Here is a 26,904-nt window from a genome sequence, read left to right on the forward strand (position 1 = left end):
CTATGAAACTGTGGGGAATTAATTATTCGGTTTCCAATCTACCACCGCTCTGATAAAAGCTTCCGCATTTTCTACAGGAATGTTAGGTAAAATTCCGTGTCCTAGGTTTACAATATATTGATCTTTCCCGAAACGGTTGATCATCTCATGAACCATTTTTCTAATCGTTTCAGGAGTAGAATGCAATCTTGAAGGATCGAAATTCCCTTGTAAAGTGACAGAATTGTTGGTGAACTTTCTCGCCAGTTCCGGTGTGATCGTCCAATCTACTCCTAATGCAGATGCTTTTGATTTCGTCATATCTTCCAAAGCAAACCAGCAGCCTTTTCCAAAAACCACAACGTGCGTTAATGGCGCCAAAGCTTCAACGATCTGGTTGATGTACTGCCAAGAAAACTCCTGATAATCTGCTGGTGAAAGCATTCCGCCCCAAGAATCGAAAACCTGAACGGCAGAAACGCCTTTTTCAACTTTTCTTTTGAGGTAAGCAATCGTTGTATCTGTGATTTTTTGTAATAATCTGTGAGCCGCTTCGGTCTGTAGGAAACAGAAAGATTTAGCAATATTAAAATCTTTGGAACCTCTTCCTTCAATACAATAACATAAAATCGTCCAAGGAGAACCTGCGAAACCAATCAAAGGAATTTCGTTATCCAGTTTTTCCAAAGTCATTTCTATTGCATCGAAAACATATCCTAAAGTATCGTTTACGTCGGGAACTATAACATTATCAACTTGTTCTGCGGTTCTTATGGGTTCGTCCAGCCAAGGGCCAACAGATTCTTTCATTTTAAAATCAATTCCCATTGCTTGTGGAACTACTAATATGTCTGAAAACAAAATTGCAGCATCTAAAGGAAATCTTCTGATGGGCTGAACGGTGATTTCGGAAGCCAGTTCAGGAGTCTGACATCTTGTGAAGAAGTCGTATTTGTCGCGAAGTGCGATGAATTCCGGCAAATATCTTCCTGCCTGTCTCATCATCCAAACCGGTGGTCTTTCTACGGTTTCGCCACGAAGTGCTTTTAAATAGAGGTCGTTTTTAATCATAATTTTAGTTGATAGTTGTTGGTCTTTAGTTCATAACTTTAAGAATTGTTGTTCTTTAAGGTATTTCTGATAACCTCCAACAGGTTTGATAAAGTATTTTCTTCGCTGATGAAAATCTCTGCTTTTGTATATTTTTTTAATTCTTTAGAGGTGGTTTCTCCGATTGAAAATAAGAGTGTGTTTTCTAAAGAATTATTTTTCGCAAAACTACGAACTCCACTTGGGCTAAAAAAAACTATGGCGTGATATTTCTCAGTTATTGTAGGATTGAGCTCTTTTGTCTCATAAACAATCACTTTTTTATATTGAATATTCTGAAGCGGAAGTTCATTATCTAAAACGTTGAGTGCAAGATTACCACAAAAATGAATGAATTTCTCCTGAGCACAATTTTCAATAATAAAATGGGATAATGTTTCTGCGTTTTTTACTACTTTAAAAGTTCCGAAACCGTTTTTTCGAAGTTCTTTTTTTGTTTTTTCACCTACGCAGTAGATTTTATTGAAGGCTTTTGCGGTGAAATCTTCATTAGAAGTAAAACCATTTTCAAAAAAGGATTTTACACCGTTTGAGCTTGTGAAAATCAAAGAATTTCCCTTCAAATTAAAACTTTGAACACGCAAAGAATTAGTTTTTATTACCTCAATTGTTTCAACCAAAATATCCTCTCCCAATTTTTCGGAGATGTATTTGTGGTTTAAATTTTTGGCAAATAAAATTTTCATTTTTTTATGCTTTACCTATTTTTTTGTGTTGATAAGTACTTTCTGCTCGGCTAAGGTACAGTGTTTTTGAACTATGGTTAATATGGTTTGTCTTTTAATTTTAAATCGGTGACTTTCAATCTTACTTTAGTCATAAAATCTTTTCCAGGATCTTCTTTTCCTGTAAAATATTTTGGGTCAGATTCTTTCCATAGTGTAGATTTTCTGAAAACGCCGTATTCTGAATGACCAATGAGGTATTCAATTTTATATTTTTGAGTTAAATATCTTACTAATAGCGCATTGGCTTCAATCTGTTTTTCTGTGAGGGTTTGTGTTTTACTTCCGATATTTTCAATTCCGATTGCGCAATAATTCAATCCAATGGTGTGTCTTGCAAATTGGGTTGGTTCCATTAATTGATAAATAGTGCCATCTCGATCAATAATGTATTGTGAGGAAACATTGAGTGTACTTTGTTTTTTTAAAGTATTTCTGGCACTTTCGAGATGGGTATTATTAAAATATTTAAAATTACTTTCCACAGTTGCGCCTGCCGTGTAATGCAAAACAATCATTTTAGGAGTAATCGTTGGTGTTTTTTGGTTTAAACCGTGATGATCTTTAAGGTATTCTAAACTTAATGCAACCCGTTCCGAAGAATAATTAATTGGTTTTTTAACGATTTTTAAACCAGAGTTTTGAGCGAAACTGAAATTCAAAATCAGTAGAAAAATAGCGAAAATTACCTTTTTCATTATAAATTATTTTGAATATTGATAATGTCCTGTAATCTCAAATTTAAACAGACAATCTTCAATAACCTGTCCGCCACCAATATTGTGAACGATTAAATATCTTCTCCCGTCTGCCGATTTTTTGTTGACAACAATTCCTATGTGCGTTAAATTTCCGGGAAGAAGCCAGCTTACGATGTCTCCGGGAACGTAGGATGCGGGGTTTTGATCTGTAGGTTTTGATCTGCCGAATTTTGCAAAAAACACTTGTAAATTGGGAACTCTTCTGTGATCGATATTCGTGTCTGGTCTTTTCAAGCCATATTTTTTTGGATATTTAGAAAAATTCTTCTTCATATCTTCATGAACTTCTTTCTGAAGATCAATTCCTAATTTTCGGTATGCACGAATGATAACGTCTGTACAAACTCCTTTATCAGCAGGAACATCACCGTTCGGGTATTTAATAGAAATGTATGCAGGGTCGTAAGTTACTTTGTCTTTTGTTAAACTTAAAGCAGCATCAGATAGTTTTTGAGCAAACTGATTCTGAGCCTTGCCAAAAAACACAAATAGAGTGACAAAAAAGATTGAAAAGTATTTTTTCATAAGTTTCACTTTTTTTTAAGGGATGAATTTTGAAAAACAACACCTTTATTTTACATAGTAAGAAATCTGAAGACGTATTTTTCAAAGTTTTAGATAAAACAAGATTAAGCAACCCCGCTGAGTGAATTTCTTCAGAATGTCTTTATAAAATCTTTAAATTTTTAAAACTCTAATGATTTTCAAATAAAACATCTTCAACTTTAGAGTCTGTTTAAAAATAATTTTGATGAAATTTAAAAAAGCTCTAAACTTTAAAGTTGATTTTTAATTTCTGTCATCAATTCTTTTCCTCCGTTCTCCAAAACAATATTCGCAAACTTCGATCCGAAATTTTCTTCTTCATTAAATTCAAAACTCTCTTCAGTTGCAATGTAATTTTTACCGTCTAATGAGCAAAGAGCTGCTTTTAATTTGATTTTATTTTCAAATTTTTCTGCAAAAGCTCCAATAGGAGCGGTGCAGCCTCCTTCCAGAGTACTCAGGAAGTTTCTTTCAATTTCTACACAAATTTGGGTTTCTCTATGATTGATTTTAGCTAAAATTTCGTTGATTTCTTTCTTGTTTGAATGTCCTGCAACAGCCACAACGCCCTGTGATGCTGCGGGAATCATCATAGGAAGGAATTCGTAATCGATATCCATTTTCATTCTTTTGATTCCGGCTAACGATAAAATGGTAGCGTCAAAATCCTGCTCTTCAAGTTTTTGAAGTCGGGTTTGGATGTTTCCTCTGATGTCAAAAAACTCAGTGTCTGGATATTGTTTCAACCAGAAAGCACGTCTTCTTAAACTGCTTGTTGCCAATTTAAGTTCGTGAAATTGTTTATTGACTGCAGATTTTCTTTTAATTAAAACATCCTGCGGAAAATCTCTTTCCAGATAAGCTACAAGTTCTATATTTTCGGGAAGTTTTGTAGGAACATCCTTTAAGGAATGCACAGCAATGTCGATTTCGTCATTCAATAAAGCGATATCTAAATCTCGTGTAAAAACACCTGTAATTCCTAATGAATAAAGAGGTTGATTAAGGTTTTTATCACCCGAAGAAACAATCGGAACAATCTCTGTTGTATAATTAAGCTCTTGTAATTTTCCTGCCACTTCCTCTGCCTGCCAAAGGGCGAGTGCAGATTTTCTTGTTCCTATTCTAATGTTTTTCATTGAATTCGTTATTGGGTTGTTCCACTAAAATTTCGTGCATCAATTTACTGATTTCTTCCGCTTTCAAAGGGTTGTCTATGATATATTTCGCAAAACGGTTGGTGATTTTCTGAATCATTTTTTCAGAAAGTTCCATGTCGTTGATGTCTATGTATTTGTTTTTTCTGTAAAAGTTATGCATCTCATTGCGTTCCATGTTTTTCAAAACGGCTTTGAAATGATGAATATTGGGTGCTAGTTTTCTCTTTTTTTCCCATTCAAGAAAATCTTTGGTCATTTCTTTAATGATAACTTCCGCTTTTGGAATTTCTTTCTCACGTTGCTGAATGGTAGCTTGAATTTGCTTAGAAAGTTCATCTACATCGATTAATGTTGCGTTTGTAAGCTCTGAAACATTTTTGTCAACATTGTTCGGTATAGAAAGGTCTATGATGAGTATTTCTTTTCCGTTTTTTAAATGAGATTTGTTGATTATTGGTGTTTTTGCTCCTGTAGCAACAATTAAAATATCAGTGTGGTTTAGTTCCTTTTCAAAATCATTATAATCAATATTGGGAATATTGTATTTTTCTGAAATTTTCGCTGCTTTTTCCTGAGTTCGGTTAGCGATTTTTATTTTAGGCTGATAAACGTGTTTTACCAAATTTTCGACCGTATTTTGACCAATCTCACCAACACCCAGAAGAAGAATGTTTTTTTCGGTAATTCTTTTTTGATTGTTTAAAATGTAATGAACGGCAGCGTAAGAAACAGAAGCTGCTCCGTTGGAAATTCCTGTTTCATTTTTTATTCTTTTCGAAATTTGAATCGCAGAATTAATGGATCGTTCTAAAAATGGATTGGAATTTTTTCTTTCTTTTTTGAAACGGGCGTACGCTTTTTTGATTTGTCCGATGATTTCAAAATCTCCAATGATTTGACTCTCTAGACCGGCTGCCACCCTGAAAAGGTGTTTCAACGCTTCTTCTTTTGTTAGAATATTGGCAAAGTGTAAAAAATCTTTAAGCTGTACGTCAATGGTTTTGCAATATTCTTCTGCAATGAGAAGATAGTTATTCGTTGTAGTGTATATTTCTGTTCTGTTGCAAGTGGATACAACGAAAGCATCACCAAGATCCTGCTCGTGGACTTTGGCAACAAAACTTTTGATGTTTTCATCAAAAAATGCAAATTTTCCTCTTGTCTCGACATCTGCTTTCTCGTAACTTATTGAAAGAACTGCAAAATTGGATGTCTGATGTACTTTAGAATACTGTATCATAAACAAGTGCAAATTTAATTCTTTTTTATCAAAACATTTTGTGATTTGGTAAATGATAAATATCGTGAAAAGCTATTTATAATAATCATAAACAAAGAAATTTTTTTTAGAGATTGTTGTAACTAGACTGCTGAGACGTCTTTGAAAATTTAATAAAATTTTAACCAAAATATTTAGAATGAGACTCTATGGCTAATGTTAAATTTATATCTTTGTAAACTTAAATCTCCAGAAAATTATGGGCTTATTCGATATGTTTACGCAAGATATTGCGATAGACTTAGGGACTGCAAATACTCTTATCATACATAATAATAAAATTGTTATTGATCAACCTTCTATTGTTGCCATTGAGAGATCAACGGGAAAGCCAATCGCTGTAGGTGAGCAGGCTAAACACATGCAAGGGAAGACGCATGAGGATATCAAAACAATTAGACCTTTGAAAGACGGTGTGATTGCAGATTTTCATGCATCCGAACACATGATAAAAGAGTTTATCAAGAAAATTCCTGGTATTAAAGGTAAATTTATTCAACCAGCGCTGCGTATTGTAATTTGTATTCCTTCGGGCATTACCGAGGTAGAAAAAAGAGCAGTAAGAGATTCTGCCCAAAAAGTAAATGCAAAAGATGTAAGACTAATATACGAGCCAATGGCTGCTGCAATTGGTGTAGGTATAGACGTTCAGAAGCCAGAGGGGAATATGATTATTGATATAGGTGGTGGAACAACAGAAATCGCTGTGGTTGCATTAGGAGGTATTGTTTGTGATAAATCTGTAAAAATTGCAGGTGATGTTTTTACAAATGATATTGCCTATTTCTTGAGAACACATCACAATTTATATATCGGAGAAAGAACTGCTGAAAGAGTGAAAATTGAAGTTGGTTCTGCTGTTGAAGATCTTGATGTAGATATTGATGACATTCCGGTACAAGGAAGAGATCTTATTACGGGTAAACCAAAAGAAATCATGGTGGGTTACAGAGAAATAGCTCGTGCTCTGGATAAATCAATCATCAGAATAGAGGATGCTGTAATGGAAACGCTTTCACTTACACCGCCAGAACTTTCTGCGGATATTTACAAAACAGGAATCTACCTTGCAGGAGGTGGTGCTTTACTGAGAGGTTTAGCAGACAGACTTCACAAAAAGACAGGTTTGCCGGTTTTTGTAGCTGAAGATCCTTTGAGAGCTGTGGTACGAGGTACAGGGATTGCACTTAAGAATATGGATAAATTCAATTTCTTAATTAAATAATTTTAACCTTTTACGACTTTTTATCTGAATGGGATTTTTGCTGAGAATTTTTTCGAAGAACTCTTTGTTTATCTTCTTTATTTTTCTGCAGATTATTTCTCTTGTTCTAATGTTTTCTAAAAACGCAATGCAGAAATCGTGGCTCACGGGTCAAACCGCTGCTTTTAATGCGTGGGTTTCGGGTTATATTGATGAGGGGGTTTCTTATTTAAAGCTAAAACAAACCAACGAGGATCTTGTTGCTCAAAATAAATCTTTAATGATTGAGCTTTACGGAAAGCAGGGGACGAAAAATCCATTGTTCAAAAAAGTACATGATACCATAGGCGGTGGGCAGATATATACCTTCGTAGACGGCGAAATTGTATTCAACAGCATCAACAGAAGAAACAATTATTTTACAATCAACCGTGGGAAAAGAGATGGTGTACTTCCTCAAATGGGCGTAATGGCACCAAAGGGAATTGCTGGAATCGTAATTAATTCTACGGATTCTTATGCACTCGTACAATCGGTTTTAAGTGTTAATAAAATCAGAATTAATGCTGCCTTGAAAAAGTCTGGCTACTTTGGTACACTCACCTGGAAGGGCGATAATTCTAGAACAATGCATCTTTCTGATATTCCAAAATATGTTTCAATACGTATAGGAGATACGATTGTAACAGATGGTAAATCAGCAATTTTCCCTCAAGGCATAATGATTGGTAAAGTAGCAGGATATTCTGTAGATAACCAAACCGGGTTTTGGGATATTTCGGTTGAACTGAGTGAAAAAATGGGTGCTTTAAGTAAAATTTATGTAGTTAAAAACCTGAAAAAAGCAGAAGTGCAGAGAATTCAGGATACAATGCAGGCCGTAATGAAAAAAGAACATGATTAGCAGAACTATATTTACAGACTTTTTGATCATGGCTTTTCTTGTAGCACTGCAGATTTTTGTGCTTAATAGAATCACGCTTTTCGGAATTTATACACCTGTTATTTATCCCGTGTTTGTTATGTTTTATCCTTTTTTTAGGAATAAATTTCAGTTTTTAGGATTAAGTTTTTTAATTGGTCTTTCAATAGATATTTTTTTGCATACGGGAGGGAATAATGCTTTTGCAACAACGCTTATTGCTTATTATCGTACGTTAATTTTTCGTACTTCTACAGATACGTCTACAGATTTTTTCTCGTTTCAGTCTTTACAGTGGAGCCAGTTTTTATTGTTTCTGTTTTCAAGTATATTTATGCACCAACTTTTTGTGCAGTATATAGAATTTTTCAAGTTTACAAGAGTTTTCGAAATCTTGCTTAATGTATTGGTAACAAGTATAATTTCGTTTATATTTATAATCATTTATGCATTAATCTTTAAAATCAAACAAAAAGTTTGAATACACGCTATTTAAAAATTTTCTCCGTACTCGTTGTCATTGCTGTAATTTTTGTAGCAAGGCTTTCCTATTTGCAACTATTCACCGATAGATATGCACTTAATGCGGCCAATACTTCCATCAAAACCGAATACATCATTCCTCAAAGAGGTGTCATTTTCGACCGAAATGGTAAAATTTTGGTAGGAAATCAGCCGGCTTATGAAATTTCTTTCACTCAGGCTTTAATGAAGCCAGATTTTGATACCATTGCTTTCTGTAATTTAATGAAAATATCTAAGCAGGATTTCATTAAAAAAGTAGATCTTATTAAAAAAGAAAAATATTTTTCTAAGCTTACGCCAATGACTTTCTTCAAGGATCTAAGCAGAGAAGACATTGCAAGAGTTCAGGAAATTATATTTAAATATCCGGCATTCAATATCGTTTCAAGACCCCAGAGGCAATATGAGGTTTCTACTTCTGGAAATCTTTTGGGTTACACCAACGAAGTAAACGATGGCGAGATTAAAAAAGACTCTACTTATTACCTTCCCGGAGATTTTATTGGGAAAAGTGGGGTAGAAAAAGCTTATGAAAAAGAGCTTCGTGGAGTAAAAGGTATAAAATATATTCAAAAAGACATCAAACTTAGAAATGTAGGTCCTTATAAAAACGGAACCTTGGATAGAGAAGTTGTTACCGGAAAAGACATTACGCTAACGATAGATTACGATCTACAGAGGATGGCAGAAGAGATGCTGGTAGACAAGCATGGGGCAGTGGTTGCTATTGATCCAAATAACGGTGAAGTTCTGGTTGCAGCAACCGGTCCGGATATTGATCCCAATCTTTTTACAGGACCAAACAAATCCAAAAACCTTTACAGACTTTCAAAAGATACGATTTATGAAAATAAACCAACCTTTGACAGGTCTTTACAAGCAGGTTATCCTCCAGGGTCTACTTTTAAATTACTAACTGCCCTTGCAGCCATGCAGATGGGTGTGATGACTGATAAAACAATTTTCCCATGTGGTGGAGGATTTTATTATAAAGGTAAAAGAATTAAAGGTCATGGTGGAGCAGACCCGCTGATTCCTTCTATTCAGGTATCAAGTAACTGTTTTTTTACCTACGCTTTTATTGCTATTATCAAAAAATATCCGGGAAACCCGTCGAGAGGAGTAGATGAATGGAAGAAAATCATGAGCAGCTTCGGTGTAGGAGAGTTTTTAAATAACGATTTCGCCGTAGGTGCTAAAGGAAGAATTCCGTCAGGTGATTTTTATGAAAGAAGATTTAAAGCCATTATAAAAGCCAACGGCTCTACCCGTACCGATGTTAGAAACTGGGACGAAATGTCTACTGGTGCTATCTACAATGGGATGGGGCAGGGTGATGTGATGGTTACACCTTTACAATTGGCCAATTTCGTTTCTGCCATTGCCAACCGCGGCTGGTACTTCACTCCTCATATTGTGAAATCAATTGATGGGAAACCAAATCCAGATCCGAGGTTCAAAAAGAAACATCAAACTTTGGTAGATGCAAAACATTTCGGGCCGGTTCTTAAAGGCATGGAAGCTGTGGTGCTTGCCGGAACTGCAAGAGGTCTAAAATCTACGGAGTTTACTCAATTAGCTAAAACAGGAACAGCACAGGTTCCGCAAGGGAAAGACAATTCTATTTTTGTATTGATTGCGCCTGCGGATAAACCAAGAATTGTAGTAGTTGCTGTAATGGAGCATGCAGGATTTGGGGCAACTTGGGCAGGACCGGCGTGTACAGTAATTGCCGAAAAATATATTACAGGAGATCTGAAGCGCGAACATCTTTACAAAAAAATGATCACATCGAGCTTTATGCCAGAATATAAACGCCAATGGATTGCCGATCTAAAGCGTAAAGGTTTGTATAAAGATCCCAAACCAGATTCTATCAAACTTAAAAAAATACAGGACAGCCTAGAAATGGTGAAGAAACAGAAAGCCAAAATTCGGGAAAAGGAAAAAGCTAAAACTTCGAAAATTCCAAAATTATGAAGTGGACGGAAGGTATAGACAAACTCGGGCTCGGACTTTATTTTTTGCTTTGCATCTTTGCCATTGCCAATATTTACAGTGTAGACCAAAAATTGGGCGAAAAACAATTGATTTTCTTCGGAATTTCAATATTTGTAGGCTTAATTATTTTCTTCAGCAGAAGTAAATTTTTCGAGAACTTATCAGCAATATTTTATATTGGCGGTGTTTTACTTTTGATTGGTCTCTTCCCTTTTGGAACAGAAATTTTAGGACAAAGGAACTGGTATAAATTCGGCGGCATAACCATGCAACCTGTTGAGTTTTCAAAAATAGGAACGGCTTTGATGCTGGCAAGTTATGTATCTGGCGCAGAATTTAATTTAAAAATCAGAAAATCTTTATTAACCACTTTAGCAATTATCGGAATTCCTGCTGTAGTTGTTTTAATGATCCCGGATGTGGGCTCGTTATTGGTTTTTACGGCATTTTTCATTGCATTGTACCGTGAAGGTTTAAGTGGTTTGTTGTTTGGTATAGGAGGTTTGTTTGCCGGAGTATTTTTAATTTCTCTTGCGATAAATCCGCTCTACGTTGTCATTACAATTGTGCTGATTTATGCGGTTGCGATATTTTTAAATTACCATAGAATGTCATGGGATGTAATCTCTGTCTCTGGCGTTGCGGGGTCTCTTCTCTTGCTTTGTGGGTTGGCATTCGGAACACCTTACGTTTTAGAAAAACTTCCGAAACACCAAAGAGAAAGAATTGAAGTTTTGTATAAAGGTGAAAAAGCGTTTAGAGATACTTCGGGTTACAATTTGCTGTATTCAAAAACCGCCATCGGTTCTGGTGGAATGTTTGGAAAAGGTTATCGTGAGGGTTCCGTAACGCAAGGGAAATTCGTTCCTGAGCAGGAAACAGACTATATTTTTTGTACCGTAGGCGAAGAATGGGGATTTGTAGGAAGTGCTGTTTTGGTACTTTGCTACATGGTTTTCATCGGCAGAATTTATTATCTCGCAGAAAAGCAGAAATCTAGTTTTAACCGGGTTTTCGGGTATTGCTTTGCTTCGATTTTATTAATGCACTTTTCCATCAATTTGGGGATGGTAATGGGGCTTTTTCCAACCGTTGGGATTCCGTTGCCATACTTTAGCTATGGTGGGAGTTCTCTTCTTGCCTTTTCTATTATGACTTTTATTTTCTTTAAACTAAATTACGCCGATAAGAACAGTTTGGTGTAGGTTGTTGGAAGATGGAAGTTTCGAAATTAATTTTTAAAATTTTTAGTAAGTTTTTTTAATTCTGATAACCCAGTAATTTCCTGATCTGATAGAAAAACCTTTCAATCAACCTCAGATCCTGTGTTACAATCTCACCATTCCCGCGTAGTTCTTTATCGAATTTTAGGGTCTTGTTGTAGGAAGTTTTGAGGCCTTTTTGAAGAATGATATCTACATAATAATTTCCTTTATCATCCGGAATCATTGATATATTCTTTACTTTTCCTTCTATAATTCCGTATTCCTGAAACCGGTAGTTGTCTAATTTAATTAAAACTTTTTGACCGGGAATAATTTTTCCTGTATTTGCAGCAGGTACAGACATTCTGCCTACCAGTTGCTCTGTGTGATCCGGTAAAATTGAAACTATAGGATCTCCTGCTTTTACAAACTGATTTTCACCAAAAAACTGCTGGAAACTGGCTGTTCCGTTTGTAGAAGAAGTAATGAGATAGCTTTGTTCCCATTGCTTGAGAGATTTTCTTAACTGCTCAAACAACTGCAGTGTCTGGGAAGAATAATTGATTTTGTCTTTTTCTGAATTTATGGTAGTTCCGCTTTTTGTTTTATTCAAATTTGAGATGTTTTCCTGCATCTGAGAAATGGAAATATTGATGTTTTCTAAATTCTGCTGAGCCTGAAGATATTTTATTTTCTCATTCTCCATTTCCATCGCAGCAATTACGCCCTGATTATACAAATCCTGTGACCGCTGGTAATTCTTTTTGGTAAGCTCATATTTTGTAAGCTCCAGTTTTTTTTGAAGTTGCAGGTTGGCTATTCTACCTCTGGATTCAGAGAGACTTTGATTGGCAGCTAAGCTTTCAGGAGCATACGGCTGCAATCTTGAAAATAAACTTTCATCCTGAAAAGCTTTTGAAAAGTTATTATAGTCGCCCTGCAGTTCACCTAATTTAAAATGTGATGCTTTGCTGAGGGGAAAGGAAAGCAGTTCGTTTGGAGAAAGAGAATCAACTAATTTTTTAAGCTCCAGTACATCTGAATAATTTGCCGTGGATTGCAGAACAAACAGAATATCTCCTTTTTTTACTTTCTGATGGTCTTTTATAAATATTTTTTCAATCTTTGAGCTGCTTCTCGCTTCAATTTTCTCTGGTGGATTTTGCGAAGTTACCACAATGGAAGCCGGAACAAATTCGGGATATTTGATGATATAACTCATTATGAGGATTAAAATGAGAGTCAGAAATATTATTGTATTACCCCATCGGAACATCCAATGAGGTGGCTCTGTAAGGATATCCTGAACGCTTTCTGAGCGAAGTTCTATATGATCTAAAATGTCTTTAGTTTCCAAGTTCCAATTGATTTTTTACGAGTCTGTAATATTCTCCTTTTTGAGCTACAAGCTCAGAGTGATTGCCTTCTTCAACCACTTTTCCTTTGTCAAGTACAATAATTTTGTCAGCGTGTTTTACAGTGGAAAGTCTGTGTGCGATCACGATTGCAGTTTTACCTTTAAAGAATTGCTCCAGATTTTCCATGATTACTTTTTCATTATTAGCATCTAAAGCAGAGGTAGCTTCATCAAAGAAAATATATTCAGGAGATTTATATACTGCTCTTGCGATGAAGAGCCGCTGTTTTTGTCCGCCACTCACGCCAACTCCTTCATTTCCGATTTTGGTATTGTAGCTGAGAGGTAAATCTTCAATAAAGTCTTTGATATTGGCTATTTCTACGGCTCTCCTCAATTTTGTTTTGTCTACATAATCTTCACCAACTGCGATATTATTGGCAATTGTATCGTTAAAAACATACCCTTCCTGCATTACAACGCCGCACTGATCTCTCCAAAATCTGGGCGAGATATTTTTCATCAGTGTACTCCCTATTTTTATTTCTCCTTCATTGGGTTCGTAAAATTTCATTAATAGTTTTAAGAGTGTTGTTTTTCCGCTTCCGCTGGCTCCGACGATTGCAGTTGTTTTTTGGAAAGGAATATTTAAACTTAAATTTTCAAAAACAGGAATCTCTGAACCAATATACCTGAAAGACATATTATCAATCTCAATGTCTTTTTGTGGAATTTCTACAGCATATTGCTCGTTTTTATTCTCTTCGTCTTCTTTATCATGAATTTCGCCTAACCTTTCCAAAGAAATTTTTGCATCCTGAGTTTGTTTGATAAAATCTATTAACTGAAGTAACGGACTGTTTAGCTGACCAATTATATATTGCACAGAAAGCATCATCCCTAAAGTAAGATTTCCTTCCAGTACTAATTTTGCAGAAAGAAAACTCACCAAAATATCTTTCATCTGATTAATGAAATTACCTCCTACAGATTGCCACTGTTCTAATGACAGTGATTTTATTCTTAATTTAAATAATTTAACCTGCAGAAACTCCCAGTCCCAGCGTTTTTGTTTTTCGGCATTGTGCATTTTGATTTCCTGCATGCCGTTGATGAGTTCAATAACTTTGCTTTGTTCCTGAGAAACCTGTGAAAATCTTTTGTAATCGAGTTCTTTTCTTTTATTTAGAAAGAAGGTAATCCAACCTACGTATAAAATTGCTCCAACCAGATAAACAATGAATAATCTGTAATCATAAAACAGCAGAATGATGCTGTATATGAAAAGGTTGACTAATGAGAACAGTGTACTTAATGACGAGCTTGTTAAAAGCTGTTCGATCCGGTGATGATCGTTAATACGCTGCATAACATCTCCTGTCATTCTCGTATCAAAGAAACTTATGGGAAGTTTCATGAGTTTGATAAAGAAATCTGAAATAATAGAAATATTGATTCTTGTCGAAAGATGCAGTAATATCCAACTTCGGATAATTTCAATTCCCATTCTGCCCAGGAAGAGCATTACCTGAGCAATCAAGACAAGATATATAAAATTCAAATCCTGATTTTGGATTCCTACATCAACAATACTTTGGGTTAGAAACGGAAGAATCAGTGATAATAAGCTTCCGGCAAGCAGACCTACTGCCAGCTGAAGAATCATCGATTTATATTTCAGTAAATATTTTGACAGAAACGAAAAGCTGGCTTTGCTTTCTTCATCATCAAATTCAGTTTGAAAAAAAGCAGGTGTTGTTTCAAGTATTAAAGCAATACCTTCTTCTGTATTTTCATCTGCATTTTCGCCAATCCAAAATCGTATAAAATCAGTTTTTGAGTAAGTAATTAAACCATAACTTGGATCTGAAATATAAATCTTGTAACGGCTGTCACCCTGAGCCTGTCGAAGGGTCTCAATTTTATAAACAACAACAAAATGTTGCTTATTCCAGTGCACAATGCATGGCAAAGGAACTTCATCTGCAAGTGTATTAAAATCAATCTGAACTCCCAGAGACCGGAATCCCAAATCTTCTGCTGCATCGCTTAAACCGAGTAAGCTACTTCCTTCCCGAGTTGTTTCTGAGAGATTCCGGATCTGTTGTAGAGAAATGCTTTTCTTATAATGTTTGCTGATGATTCTTAGGCAGGTAGGGCCGCAATCTTTAGTGTCGGGTTGTTTATAGAATGGGAATGTTTTTTTCAATGATTGTGTTTTATTTTTTCTTTATCAAATCCTGCATTCCATAATAGTTGATGGCCTTTTCTTTAAGTGGATTAGTGCTCCATTCTTCCCATTCTCCTGTATAAGGATCATAGCCACATTTTAAGGGTTTTGAAGTATCTAAACCCTCGGCGTTGGCATGAGTGCGCTCTGTGTATGCTCTGCAATCTGTACATATATAACGAAACTCACAATCTTTGCAAACTTCTATATTGTCTTTTGTAAGATTCCAATATTTTTTAAAATCTTTGTGATTGAAAGCTTCTTGTAGGGTGGTGTCTTTTATGTTCCCAAAACTTTGGGGCATGGAAGGGCAATTCCTTATATTGCCTTCTGTGTCAATTGAGATTTTTTTGTGGAGACAGGAGTTATGGTGGTGCGATTCAAAAAATAAGTATTTATTTAATGTAAAGTCATTTGGATTTATGAGTCCGCAGTTTTTGTCAGAAAAAACTGGTAGAGAACTATATACAATATGCTTTTCTTCAGATAGTATAACAGTATCATCTGACTTGCAATTGTATAGATGTAAATATACAATTCTACTTATTTCTAATATTTGATTGTAGTTGACATTTTCTTCATAAGGTAAAACTATGCCTATGTTAGTTAAATATAATTCATTTTCACTGATAAAATTACTTATGTTTCTTATTTCAGTCTCAGTCGTTTTCTTAAAAAATCGCAATTCAATATTTTCACAATTAAAATCATCTACTTGTAAAAAAATTTCATTCAAATCATATGAATTATTATCCTTGATGTCAATAACGATATTACTTATCTTGGAAGGCAAAGCAAATTCATCGTTTATTTCTGGAAAGTACTGAGGAGTTTTAGTAAAAAAAACAAACTCTTCTTCGACTAAGAAATCTATATAATCTCTTAGCTCAAATTTTAATTTAGAGTTATATCTTTTATTATTATACTTTAATAAAGTAAGGTATAATTCTTCAGGAATGTTTGTCATGCTTCCTCTTTGGATATCATGAATGAGATAATTTTTAAAACCTTTAACTAGGCGACAATTTGAAAATATTTTAAGATACATTTACTAAAAATTTATAATTTTTGTAATAGGCTTGTGAAAAATTTGACGTGTAACATTTTTGTTAAGAAGTTTTTTTACAGATATTTTTTCAATCTTAATATTTTTTTTGTTCTGTAATTCTGTTACTGATTTTTTTATATAAATTGAATGATATTCGTTTTTATTCATTTTGAAAATTAATTAGTTGCTTTGCTATATATCTATCAATGTAATAATTACAATTTTCAGATACCCATTCATATTGCCCTTGTGGATTATTTTCTAAAAAATAAAAACCATTTTCATTTAAAATTAAATCAATCGAACCCATATTAATATTTTTTAGTTTGAAGAATTTCAGAATCTTACGTTCTATTACATTAGGTAATTTAAATGGAACACACCTATTAGGATTTTCATAATTATAATTCCTGTAATCTGTTCTTGTTTTTTTGTCTCTCTGAGAGAAAATTGCCATAGAAAATATTTTTTGGTCGTACACTAATGCTCTAATTTCACATTCTTTTTCTATATACTCTTGAAAAATACTCAGAGAAAAATCATCATTTAACTCGCCAATAGTATCTTCATCCAATTGGAGAGTTCCTTTATCACGCATAGAAACTTTTTCTAAATTTATTTGGATAGGCTTATTTATTGCTTTTGTGATTACGATATGTTTTTTAGCAAAATCAATTAGTTCTTTTTTAGAATTTGTTATTAAAGTTTCGGGAATTTTCAGACCGATAGATTCTGCTATAAAAAGATCGAATAATTTATCATGCTGATCTTCCTCATTAAAACCACCCATGTAATTTGACGTGCAATCCGATTTAACGATTTTTTCCCAAGATTTTATCAATGTATTTGTTTCCTCTTTTACATAAGTATCTAAAGCTGCAAAACCACTATTTAAATATGTTCGTAATTTTGCCCTTCTATGAATAATATTTGTCCGGTTGCGTTTAACCTTACCTCCCAAAAGGAACGAGAATTTTGTATACTGTTCGACATTAAATCGTTGATAAGGTTGGTCTAAACAGACCAACCACTTTACAATATTATCTGTGGACTTATCATTCTCTTCAGAAATAACATTAATTATCATTAGCTTTTATAATTTCATATTTTGAGATTCTTTTCTCTAGTAGATTCTGCAAATCAGACTCGGATAATTGATACTTATCATCAATTATCGGATAACCATTTACAATTTTGTCATACAACAAGGGTGGCAATCCAACTTCATTACGCAGCCAATCTACATTCTTAATGTCTTTAATTGGATTTATCATATAAGACTGTGGAAACATTCCATATTTTTGCGTTTGTTTCGATTCCATTTCACTAAAATCTTCAAACATAGCAAAAAAACTTTTGTGTAGTTTCCCTTGTTCTATTTCTTTATTAATATATGGTTTGAAAAACTGCCAAAAGAAATTGTTCTCATCATTAAATTGAAGCCTATGATGCCATAACAATAACCATGTGTTTTCCTGATAACCATGTTTTTTTGTTAAATCGATTAAATCTTGAGCATTTTTTTCGTCAATTTTGATTAACTGGTTATAAATAAACTTTTTATTTAAATTTGTCTCCTCAGTGTTTTTTTCAAGATCAGAAATAATATCTCTTATCATCTGATCTTTTTCCATCAGAAGGTTTGAATCTAAATAAACCTGTAGGTTTTGGTGTGTTGTGAAAAAGCTATTATAAAGAACATCATATTTAGCAGGTAATTCTGTAAAAAAAGAATCGTTTTTATATTTTTCGAATTTTTTATAGTTTATTATAAATTCTAAAGGTGCCTTATATTTAGTAATAGATTCAATAATGTATTTTTCGAATAATTCATTTTCTCCGCTATATAATGCTGCAGCCCCCGCATCAAGCAAATCATACGAATCCTTAGGAGAATGATAATAAAACGCTTTTTTAAATAAACCGTTAGCTTTTCTATAATTTTTTTTGTAAAATTCAAACTTTGCTAAATAAATATAATTTTGGCTTACGCTAAATTTTTCTTCAGGCAAAATATTTTGTGAAGAAAAAAGTTGACAGCTAAACAAGAATAGGAACAACATAATTTTCATAAATAAGAAATAATATTAAAGGAATAAGCAGCACAAGGAAATGTACTGCTTTAAAAATTAAGTATTTTATATCACTTAGATTTTATTGATTTTTATCTAATATTTGATAATAATCAAATGGTCTTTGATGAGTGAATTTAAAATGGTTTATCGAAATTCTGTTTCTTTAACTTCTATTTTAGAAGTATTTAAAGTTTATCGTTCTAATATCTTCATTTATGGACAATCTGTCGCAACGCAAGTTGTTAATGACCTCCATTCATCAGAATTCATCACACCATCATTATTAGCATCTTCATAAACGTCATTTGTGTACATTACACAACCATATTCATTTGTTTTGGTAGGACCTGTTGTAGCTCTTGATCTTCCTCCATAAATTTTGCTAAGTTTCGTGGTTAAGATTGTTTTTTTTGCTAATTTTTTGTTCATTTTTTTTGATTTTAATTGTTAATAATAGATTTTACTCAAAAGAGGTACATAAAACCCCGCTTTCGTTGCCTTGCCAAGTTCCATCCCCATTTTTATCATCAAAAGAATCAGTGATCTTCATTGTTTCTTCCTGACCGTTTACTAAAACGGTTCTTGAGCCACTTGTATGCTCAATTTTTCCCCCAAAAATTTTTGAAAGTACGGTTTTTCTAATCTTTTTCTCGCTTAATTTTTTCATAATCGAAAATGTTGTAAATTATTTTTTGCCATTATTGATATTCCAAATCTAAAAAACATCTACCACACAAAAAACCAAAAATTATAGCTTTTTATAGGCTATAATTTTGAAATACGAAAAATTGTATTAAATTCGTTCTACAAAACACATATTTCACAAAATGACGAACAAGAAATTAATTTCTGTAAGGAAGGCGAAAAAAATGACGCAGGCGGATATCGCAATCTATCTTAAGATCAGCCAACCTCAATACTTTAAGAGAGAAAAAGGGCAAGTGAAAATCACAGACACAGAATGGAGCAGTATTGCCAAATTGCTTCAAGTATCTGTAGAAGATATTTACGAACCTTTTGCCGGACAAATTTCTTTGCATAATCAACTGAGTTTAGAGATCGATTCTTTGAAAGAAAAATTAAAAATGTTCGCAGAAAAAGATTAATATATCTTACTTTTAGCAATTATTGTTTTTACTATCTCAATGAATTCACTTTACATTTCAGAACAGAATTTTAATCACATTGCTTTCTCAGAATCTCCTTTACAGTCAGGCGAATACGAAAACTGTACCTTTAAAAACTGCAATTTTGAGTACGCCGATCTTTCCGGTTTTAAGTTTAATGACTGCGGGTTTACAGACTGTAATCTGACCATGGTTAAATTGAATTCTACCGCGTTTCGGGATGTTAGTTTTAAAGACTCAAAAATGCTCGGTCTTGCTTTCGATTCCTGTAATGATTTCGGTCTTTCCTTTAAATTCGAAAACTGTATTCTCAACAATTCTATATTTTATAAATTATCGCTCAGAAAAACAGTTTTTAAAGACTGCATCCTTCACGAAGCAGATTTTTCTGAAACCGATCTGCGAAACGCTACATTTCTGAATTCTGATCTTTCAGGTGCCACTTTTGACCGTACCAACCTTGAGCAGACCGACTTCAGAACAGCTTACAATTTTGCTTTTAATCCCGAAAACAATAAAATGAAAGGAGCAAAGTTCTCAGCTTCAAATCTTTCAGGTTTACTGCTTCATCACAATATTATCATCGACAAAAACGCATAAAAAAACCACCTCAATTTTGAGGTGGTTTAAAATTTATTTTATATTAATTTTAACGAAAATACTTTGCGCTCTCTGCTACGTCTACGCCTTTGCGAACTTAAAAATATACATCGAGTTATAAAAAAGAAAATCTTTGCGCACTTTGCGTTTAAATAATATTTAAGCACTTAACTAATCAAATCAAACTTAGCATATTCAGCAACTTTTTTCGGAAGTTTAATTCCTTCCGAAGTCTGATTATTTTCAAGCAAAGCCGCCATAATTCTTGGCAAAGCCATTGCAGAACCGTTCAAAGTATGTACCAGTTGAGATTTTCCATCTGCTTTATACCGACACTTCAATCTGTTCGCCTGGAAAGTTTCAAAATTGGAAACCGAACTTACTTCAAGCCACATTTCCTGAGCAGCACTCCAGACTTCAAAATCATAAGTCATCGCAGAAGCAAATCCTGTATCGCCACCACAAAGTCTTAAAACTCTGTACGGAAGCTCAAGATCAGTCAGAATTTCCTTAATATGTTCTACCATTTCTTCCAAAACAGCATAAGAATTTTCAGGTTTTTCAATTCTTACGATTTCTACTTTTTCAAACTGATGGAGACGGTTCAGGCCTCTTACATGAGCGCCATAACTTCCTGCTTCTCTTCTATAACATTGAGAAAAAGCTGTATTTTTAATGGGAAGATCTTTTTCCTGGAACAAAACATCACGATAAAGATTGGTTACAGGAACTTCAGCCGTAGGAATCAAAAACAATTTATCTTCATTAATATAATACATTTGCCCTTCTTTGTCTGGTAATTGCCCAGTTCCGAAACCTGAAGCCTCGTTCACAACGTGAGGAGGATTTACTTCCATGTAGCCTTTATCCACATTTTTATCTAAAAAATATTGCACCAAAGCTCTCTGCAATCTTGCCCCTTTTCCTAGATACACAGGGAAACCAGCTCCGGCAATTTTTACCCCCAATTCAAAATCAATCAAATTGTATTTTTTTGCCAGTTCCCAATGCGGAATTGCCCCTTCTCCGAGACCTTCTACATCGTGAGATTGATAGATGATTTCATTGTCTTCCGCAGATGCTCCGGCTTTTACCAATGCATTAGGAATATTCGGAATCTGATACAGAATATTGGTTAAATCCGATTCTAAATTGCTCAGTTTTGTTTCTAGTTCTTTGCTCGACTCTTTGTATTGTGCCGTTTTAGATTTGGAAGATTCTGCCTCTTCTTTTTTGCCGTCCTTCATTAAAATCCCGATTTCTTTGGCGATTTTATTCATTTCGGCAAGTTGAGAATCCAATTCAAATTGAATTTTTTTTCTTTCGTCGTCGGTAGAAATTGCTTCGTCTACCAACTCAAGATTTTTGAATTGTCTTTTTTTAAGACCTTCTAAAACGCGTTCTTTATTGTCGCGCAAAAATTGAACCTGTAACATAAATGAGTTGTTGGGTGTTTGAAAATGAATGACTGATGCTTACTGTGATGCAGAAAATGTTTTAAATTCTATCATCAAACATCATTCATCCTGCAATTTATGAAAATTAAATTATTTTGTAATGGTAAATGTATTCCCAGAAGTTGGCGTTTTATTAAAAACTTCATTTTTATTGTACAAAACCTTCGAGACTTCAAACAGCGTGGGCGACCATCGGTATTGTATTTCCATGGTATCTAAAATTGTTTGGAATAAAGTGTCATTTATTTTTTGACGCATATTTAAAGCTATTTTAGATTGGTAAAGTCTGTTGTCATTGGCATCAGAAGAAAGAAGTCTTCTCTTTGCACCGGCAGTGTACTCAATTTTATAAGTAGAATCTATTTGAATTGTGGGACCAGAAAATGTAACAGGAGAATTATCTGCTTCGCCAAAAACATCATTCATTTTAATTTGCGAATATGAACCTACTGCTGTAGGATTGAAAAGGTCTTTTCCTGCAGTATTTTTCATATAAAAACTAAGGATTTGATCAATTTTTTGAATGTCTTCTTCATCACTTTTGCAACTTAAAAGTGCCATTAAAGACATTGTTATTCCCCAAATAGATTGCTTCATTTTACAAAGTTAAAATATTAATTTGTAGAGCCGTTACAGATTTTCAAAATATTTTTGGTACCAAAGCTCAAATGTTACTAGCTGCCAGATTTTCACGCAGTCGTAAGGATTATTTTGGTTTTTCCACCATGCATCAATGATTTCTGATTTAAAGAAATTTCTTTTCTTTAAACTCTCTAGATTTCCGATGATGAAATTCTGAACTTTCTCTTCATTCTTAATGAAATGATGTAGAGGAAAAGAAAATCCTCTTTTCGGCATTTTCAAAACTTCATTCGGGAGATAATTTTCAGCAACTTTTCTCAATAGAGGTTTGTTTTGTATGCCATTAAATCTAAATTTCTCTGGCAAAGTAGATACAAAATCAATCAATTCATTGCTTAAATAAGGATAACGAAATTCTACACCATATTTCATGGCACTTAGATCATCTCTGAATACATGATGAGACGATAGAGAATATTTCATGTCGTACTCAAAATATGCGGAGTAATTTTTGGTTTCTGATAATTGAAATTTTGTAAAATCAGTATTCACCGTTTTGAAAATGTCATATTTAAAAACATTTGCAGCTTCAGAAGGTTTCATCCCTACTTGGCTTTGACGAAAAAAGTCAAACATAGAATCTTGTGAGAAATAATTTTTAACCCTTTCAGAAAACGGATCTTTTGTAAAGATAAAATTCTTTATAAAATTAAAATTCTTCCACAAAAGCCATTTTTTCAGTTTTAAAGTATGGCTGTATCCAGCAAAAAGCTCGTCGGCACCGTTTCCACTTAAAACAACTTTGAAGCCTAAAGATTTTGCATATTCTGCGGCGTTCATCAAAACTTCAAGGCTTGAATAAGGCTCTTCAAAGTGCTGAATATTTTCTTTTAAATCTGCCAAAACTTCATCATCGCTTACTGTTTTTATGTGGTGTTTAATTTTAAGTTCAGAGGCAACCAAAGAAGCGTTTTTCACTTCATCTTCCGAAAATTTGTACTGTATTGTGAAAGCATTCACATCACTTTTAAAAGGTTTTGCCTTTGAAGTAATTAAAGTAGAATCAATTCCGCCGCTCATCATGCTTGTAACCGGAACGTCTGCGTAAAGCTGTTCTTTTACGCTTTTTGAGAGCAGTTCGTCAATTTTTTTTGCAGCATAATCCTCTGAAATTTCAGAATCGATTTTTGAATTTAAAATCCAATATTTTTCTTTTTCAAAGGAATTGTTTTCTATGTTTAAAACCATCAAACCGCCAGGTTCAAGGGAGAGAATATCTTTAAAACAGGTTTCTGGAGCAAGAGTGGTTTGAAAAAGAAAATTCGTGTAAACACCGTTCCAATTGATTTCGGGTTTTACAAATTCGTTTTTCAATATAGATTTTATTTCTGATGCCCAAAATAATCCATCCTTATTTTTTATGTAAAATAGGGGTTTCAGGCCCATCCTGTCTCTACCGAAAATTATATTTTTCTTATTCAAATCTACAATGCAGATGGCAAACATTCCGTCGAGTTTTTCAAACATAGATTTGCCCCAGTGTTGGTAAGCTTTTAGTATAACTTCTGTGTCTGAGTCACTTTTAAATTTAAAGTTAAATGCAGAAAGTTCTTCTCTTAGCTTTTTAAAATTATAAATTTCTCCGTTGAAAGTAATTGTAATTTTTTCATCCTCAGAACTCATCGGCTGATGTCCTTTTTCCGTGAGGTCTACAATTGAAAGTCTTCTAAACCCTAAAGCCAAATGAGATTTTTCATCTTTTAAAAGAGGAAAGTTTTCTTGTATTTTTTCCGTAGAATGTATTCCAGAAAAAGATTTTCCTTTGTTTTGATTTACTACCCAATATCCTTCATCATCCGGACCGCGATGTTGGATGGCTTTATTCATCTCCAAAATATTCTTCGTAGAAATTTCTTTGTAGAATGAATAATAACCGCAGATTCCGCACATGACTTTGATTTTGTGATGTAAAAATAAGAAAAGTGCCGGGTTTTATGAAAGGTTTTACTTTTTTAGAAATTTAAATTTAATTTCTTTTAAATCATTTTTGGAAATCAAAAAATCTTTTAATTTAAAGTCTGTAGAACGATAAAAATGGTAAAACAAAATAAATGCTGAAAGACAATATGAAGAAACAGTTGCAATCCCTGCACCATAAATACCATATTTTGGAATTAAAATTACGGAAAATGCAATCGTTACAAATAATCCTGCAATCGATTTGATGTTGAGGATTTTTAATTCTTTAATTCCTGAAAAATAATATCCAATCATATCACTCATGGCAATTGCAATAATTCCCGGTGCTAAAATCACCATTATTTCTTTAGTTGCTCGGAAAGCTCTACCGAAAATCAATTCATAAACCGAGCTTGGAATGATGATAATTCCTAATATAAAAATTACCATTAAGCTAAACGATATCTTTAGTGAATGCTTCGTTTTGAGAATAGATTCAGCTCTGTTTTTACTGTTGATAACTTCAGAATACAATACTACAGCGATGCTTCGGGTTATCGTCCAGATGGCTTCTGCAAAGGTAATTCCTACAGAAAAAATCCCGACAGCTGAAATTCCCTCGTAATGTTCTAGGAAATAAAAAGAAAGTCTGTAGTTTAAAAACTGAATGAGTGCACTAAGTTGGTTTTTCCAGCCATAATCGAACATGTTTTTTAAAACATCAGAAGAAAATATGAAATTTGATGATTTGCATTTTTTAATTATTTGAAAAAAACTGATTAAAAACAGCAATGCAAGACAAAAAATCTGCGCCACAAAATAGGCTGAAACCTCTTTTAAATTTAAGATAAATATAAACCCGAATAAAAAAATGACATGCAAAAGTTGCTGTAGAAACGTGTAGATATTGAACATTTTAATATTCCGCATTCCTATAAAAAGATTCACGTTTACGGATAGAAGCGCTGAAAATATCGAAATCCCAATCAAATGAAAAAGATAAGCCGACTGTATTTCTGAAAAAGAAAACAGCAATGGAATTGTAATCCCCGTTACGATAGACCACAAATAGGAATACAGCAAAATCTGCTCTGTCTGGAATTTTGAAGCGAAATATGAAGTACTGCTTCCTGTAAATATACCACTGAAAAAACTTATCATTGCTGCATTGGCAATCACGATAGAAATTGTTCCCTTGCCATCACTACCCCAATATTGGGTAGAAAAAATAACCAGTCCGAAACTCAATAAGAGAATAAGAAAGCGAGACAAAAATGTTTTGAGAATCGTAAGCATCTTACTAGTAGTTGGTTTTTATACATTGTAAGAAAAAATCTTTGATAGCAAGCCAATTGTACTTTTCTCTGAAGGCTTTATCTGCATTTAAAGCATGATTTTGGTATAATTCAGGGTTTTTAATATAATCTAATATAATATCTGATATTTTTTCTGCATCTTTAGGATCAACTAAAAAGCCAAATTCTGAAACATCCAAATGTTGACGAATCCCTTTTAAATTTGAATAGATTACAGGTTTTCCTGCTCCGATGTAATAGAAAAGTTTAATCGGAAGAGAATGGTGGTTTTCAAAATTCAATTCACGCAAATCAAAACATACATCAGCTTCTGCAATATTTTTTGTGAAGTTTTCAAATGAAGATGGTTTTCGAATTTCTATATTTTCAAATGAGTATTTTTTTAGAAGATTTTCAAAATAAAATTGGTCATTTTCATTTCTTGCAGAGCCAATAATGAGTATTTTTATATTTATTGTCGTGTTTTTTTGTCTAAGCAAATCAACTGCTTTAAAAAAGTTTCCTATTCCTTTATCCTTAGAGATTTGGCCGGTATAGCAAAGAGTAATTTCATTTGAATCTATTTTTTTTATATTAGAAAAAATAAATTTCGGATCGGGATAGTAGGGTAGAGTACTATTTCTTTTAAAAGGAAAAAAATAGGCCAGCGGAAATTTTTTGGTCTGCTCACCAAAAATAAAGGCACTGCTAAGAAAACCTGCATACAAATTAATGATGAAAAATTTTAAAGCCTGAAAAATTTTAGCAGGATAAGGAATATGTTTAAGCATTGACATGGCGGGATACCATTCTGTAATGTCGTAAATTACCGAAGTTTTTCTTGTTTTTTGGAATTTGTGAGCTGCAAAAATAGCGAGAGGTTCTGAGCAAATAATTATATTGGGCTGAAAAGATGTACAGACCTTAAGAAAAGTTGCTATCTTCTCTTGAAATGTATGATGTAAAATTGAAAAAGATTCAATTTTAATTTGGTCTGAAATTTCTTCTAAATTTTCGCAAAGGCTTGTAATTTTAACTTCAAAACCATTTTCAACAAGCGATTTTGCTTGATGATAATAGATGCGGTCATCTTTAGGATGATGCGCTGTGGTTAAAAAAAGTACTTTTTGCATTGATTAGCTCAAAATAAGAAAATTTCCTTTGAAGTTTCAAAAATAATGAGAAACTGCAAAGGAAATTTACAATATTTAAAGAAAAAATTATTTAATTACTGAAGCCCAGCTTCTTTCGAAAGGCAAAAGGAAGTTTCCTAAAAACTCAAGGTAGGTGTTTTTAGAAAAATCGAAAACTTCAATGTCTTTGGAAATCTCTCCGTTTCTTATTTTAGATTTGAAATCGATCAGTTTTAAAGTTTTCACTTCGCCATTTTCTACAAAACTGGCTTTCATCCTATCGAATAGTCCTAATTGATATTCTTCATCAATCTCTCGCATTATTTTCCCTAGTGCATCTATGCTGCAGCCGGAAGCCATTTCTTTTTCTTCATCTACACAAATAATAATGAACTGGTTTTTTTCGATTTTAAATGATGATGAAAGTGGTTTACCATGAGCAGCCCAGTTGGCTAAGAAATCGTACAGTTTTTCGGTGATTTTTTTTGCTTCAACTGTCACAAGTGGTCTTGATGCAGGGTATATAATGACCCTGTAGTCATTGGCTTCTATAATATCAGATTCTTCAATTTTCATAAGCTTATTTTTTTATTTGTGTAATAAAATCAGCAATTGTGATCCCAT

Annotated in this window: 26 protein-coding genes; 7 read left to right on the plus strand and 19 right to left on the minus strand. The window is 33.5% G+C overall.

Going from position 1 to position 26,904, the window contains the following annotated elements:
• Positions 1–18: 18 nt before the first annotated feature.
• From hemE to hemA, 6 genes are all read right to left on the minus strand, one after another.
• Entirely contained in the window at positions 19–1,050 is a 1,032-nt protein-coding gene (hemE, locus tag BW939_RS01615; protein ID WP_076449152.1) for a uroporphyrinogen decarboxylase, read from the minus strand.
• 38 nt (positions 1,051–1,088) lie between these two features.
• A complete protein-coding gene (locus BW939_RS01620; RefSeq protein WP_076449154.1) occupies positions 1,089–1,775 on the minus strand; it encodes a uroporphyrinogen-III synthase in 687 nt (228 codons plus the stop codon).
• A 77-nt stretch (positions 1,776–1,852) separates the two neighbouring features.
• The gene (locus BW939_RS01625) at positions 1,853–2,512 is read right to left on the minus strand and encodes a peptidoglycan recognition protein family protein (RefSeq protein ID WP_076449157.1); all 660 of its coding nucleotides are present in this window, start codon (positions 2,510–2,512) and stop codon (positions 1,853–1,855) included.
• A 6-nt stretch (positions 2,513–2,518) separates the two neighbouring features.
• Positions 2,519–3,100: a DUF1287 domain-containing protein gene (locus BW939_RS01630; RefSeq protein WP_076449159.1), complete on the minus strand. Its 582-nt coding sequence runs from the start codon at positions 3,098–3,100 to the stop codon at positions 2,519–2,521.
• A gap of 251 nt (positions 3,101–3,351) precedes the next feature.
• Complete coding sequence (gene hemC / locus BW939_RS01635; protein WP_076449161.1) at positions 3,352–4,260, minus strand: hydroxymethylbilane synthase; 909 nt, start codon at positions 4,258–4,260, stop codon at positions 3,352–3,354.
• A complete protein-coding gene (gene hemA, locus BW939_RS01640; RefSeq protein WP_076449163.1) occupies positions 4,247–5,521 on the minus strand; it encodes a glutamyl-tRNA reductase in 1,275 nt (424 codons plus the stop codon). The genes hemC and hemA overlap by 14 nt, the downstream gene beginning before the upstream one ends.
• 238 nt (positions 5,522–5,759) lie before the next feature.
• Here hemA and BW939_RS01645 point away from each other — a divergent pair, with 238 nt between their 5' ends.
• The 5 genes from BW939_RS01645 to rodA are packed head-to-tail and all read left to right on the plus strand — an operon-like array spanning position 5,760 to position 11,417.
• Complete coding sequence (locus BW939_RS01645) at positions 5,760–6,785, plus strand: rod shape-determining protein (RefSeq protein WP_076449165.1); 1,026 nt, start codon at positions 5,760–5,762, stop codon at positions 6,783–6,785.
• Positions 6,786–6,813: 28 nt separating this feature from the next.
• Positions 6,814–7,668 (plus strand): rod shape-determining protein MreC, encoded by an 855-nt coding sequence (gene mreC, locus BW939_RS01650; protein ID WP_076449167.1) that lies wholly within the window; start codon positions 6,814–6,816, stop codon positions 7,666–7,668.
• The gene (locus BW939_RS15990; RefSeq protein ID WP_076449168.1) at positions 7,661–8,167 is read left to right on the plus strand and encodes a rod shape-determining protein MreD; all 507 of its coding nucleotides are present in this window, start codon (positions 7,661–7,663) and stop codon (positions 8,165–8,167) included. The genes mreC and BW939_RS15990 overlap by 8 nt, the downstream gene beginning before the upstream one ends.
• Positions 8,164–10,191 carry a peptidoglycan D,D-transpeptidase FtsI family protein gene (locus BW939_RS01660; RefSeq protein WP_076449170.1) on the plus strand — a complete coding sequence of 676 codons (2,028 nt, stop codon included), beginning with the start codon at positions 8,164–8,166 and terminating at the stop codon, positions 10,189–10,191. The genes BW939_RS15990 and BW939_RS01660 overlap by 4 nt, the downstream gene beginning before the upstream one ends.
• Positions 10,188–11,417, plus strand: a complete 1,230-nt coding sequence (gene rodA / locus BW939_RS01665; RefSeq protein ID WP_076449172.1) for a rod shape-determining protein RodA — start codon at positions 10,188–10,190, stop codon at positions 11,415–11,417. Before BW939_RS01660 ends, rodA begins: the two co-directional genes overlap by 4 nt.
• 55 nt (positions 11,418–11,472) lie before the next feature.
• Here rodA and BW939_RS01670 read toward each other — a convergent pair whose 3' ends face one another.
• The 7 genes from BW939_RS01670 to BW939_RS01700 form a co-directional block, all read right to left on the minus strand.
• The gene (locus BW939_RS01670) at positions 11,473–12,774 is read right to left on the minus strand and encodes an HlyD family secretion protein (protein WP_076449174.1); all 1,302 of its coding nucleotides are present in this window, start codon (positions 12,772–12,774) and stop codon (positions 11,473–11,475) included.
• Positions 12,764–14,983 (minus strand): peptidase domain-containing ABC transporter, encoded by a 2,220-nt coding sequence (locus tag BW939_RS01675; protein WP_076449176.1) that lies wholly within the window; start codon positions 14,981–14,983, stop codon positions 12,764–12,766. The genes BW939_RS01670 and BW939_RS01675 overlap by 11 nt, the downstream gene beginning before the upstream one ends.
• Before the next feature lie 10 nt (positions 14,984–14,993).
• Entirely contained in the window at positions 14,994–16,052 is a 1,059-nt protein-coding gene (gene gwsS / locus BW939_RS01680) for a grasp-with-spasm system SPASM domain peptide maturase (protein WP_076449178.1), read from the minus strand.
• 160 nt (positions 16,053–16,212) lie between these two features.
• Entirely contained in the window at positions 16,213–17,139 is a 927-nt protein-coding gene (locus BW939_RS01685; RefSeq protein WP_076449180.1) for an ATP-grasp domain-containing protein, read from the minus strand.
• Complete coding sequence (locus BW939_RS01690) at positions 17,129–18,064, minus strand: hypothetical protein (protein ID WP_159439249.1); 936 nt, start codon at positions 18,062–18,064, stop codon at positions 17,129–17,131. Before BW939_RS01690 ends, BW939_RS01685 begins: the two co-directional genes overlap by 11 nt.
• A gap of 276 nt (positions 18,065–18,340) precedes the next feature.
• Positions 18,341–18,556 (minus strand): hypothetical protein, encoded by a 216-nt coding sequence (locus BW939_RS01695; protein WP_076449184.1) that lies wholly within the window; start codon positions 18,554–18,556, stop codon positions 18,341–18,343.
• A gap of 31 nt (positions 18,557–18,587) precedes the next feature.
• Complete coding sequence (locus BW939_RS01700) at positions 18,588–18,794, minus strand: hypothetical protein (protein WP_076449186.1); 207 nt, start codon at positions 18,792–18,794, stop codon at positions 18,588–18,590.
• 160 nt (positions 18,795–18,954) lie between these two features.
• Here BW939_RS01700 and BW939_RS01705 point away from each other — a divergent pair, with 160 nt between their 5' ends.
• Together BW939_RS01705 and BW939_RS01710 are read left to right on the plus strand one after the other, a co-directional pair.
• A complete protein-coding gene (locus BW939_RS01705) occupies positions 18,955–19,233 on the plus strand; it encodes a helix-turn-helix transcriptional regulator (protein WP_076449188.1) in 279 nt (92 codons plus the stop codon).
• Positions 19,234–19,272: 39 nt separating this feature from the next.
• Complete coding sequence (locus BW939_RS01710; RefSeq protein ID WP_076449190.1) at positions 19,273–19,854, plus strand: pentapeptide repeat-containing protein; 582 nt, start codon at positions 19,273–19,275, stop codon at positions 19,852–19,854.
• A 167-nt stretch (positions 19,855–20,021) separates the two neighbouring features.
• Here BW939_RS01710 and serS read toward each other — a convergent pair whose 3' ends face one another.
• From serS to BW939_RS01740, 6 genes are all read right to left on the minus strand, one after another.
• Positions 20,022–21,290 (minus strand): serine--tRNA ligase, encoded by a 1,269-nt coding sequence (serS, locus tag BW939_RS01715; RefSeq protein ID WP_076449192.1) that lies wholly within the window; start codon positions 21,288–21,290, stop codon positions 20,022–20,024.
• A 111-nt stretch (positions 21,291–21,401) separates the two neighbouring features.
• On the minus strand, positions 21,402–21,908 hold the full coding sequence (locus BW939_RS01720) for a hypothetical protein (protein WP_076449194.1): 507 nt from the start codon (positions 21,906–21,908) through the stop codon (positions 21,402–21,404).
• A 33-nt stretch (positions 21,909–21,941) separates the two neighbouring features.
• Positions 21,942–23,843: an asparagine synthase (glutamine-hydrolyzing) gene (gene asnB, locus BW939_RS01725; RefSeq protein WP_076449196.1), complete on the minus strand. Its 1,902-nt coding sequence runs from the start codon at positions 23,841–23,843 to the stop codon at positions 21,942–21,944.
• Positions 23,844–23,897: 54 nt separating this feature from the next.
• Positions 23,898–25,148, minus strand: coding sequence for an MATE family efflux transporter (locus BW939_RS01730; RefSeq protein ID WP_076449198.1), 1,251 nt, complete (start codon positions 25,146–25,148; stop codon positions 23,898–23,900).
• 4 nt (positions 25,149–25,152) lie between these two features.
• Positions 25,153–26,280 carry a glycosyltransferase gene (locus BW939_RS01735; RefSeq protein ID WP_076449200.1) on the minus strand — a complete coding sequence of 376 codons (1,128 nt, stop codon included), beginning with the start codon at positions 26,278–26,280 and terminating at the stop codon, positions 25,153–25,155.
• 87 nt (positions 26,281–26,367) lie between these two features.
• On the minus strand, positions 26,368–26,856 hold the full coding sequence (locus BW939_RS01740; RefSeq protein WP_076449209.1) for a hypothetical protein: 489 nt from the start codon (positions 26,854–26,856) through the stop codon (positions 26,368–26,370).
• Positions 26,857–26,904: the final 48 nt, after the last annotated feature.

Source organism: Chryseobacterium piscicola (genome assembly GCF_900156685.1).
GTDB lineage: Bacteria > Bacteroidota > Bacteroidia > Flavobacteriales > Weeksellaceae > Chryseobacterium > Chryseobacterium piscicola.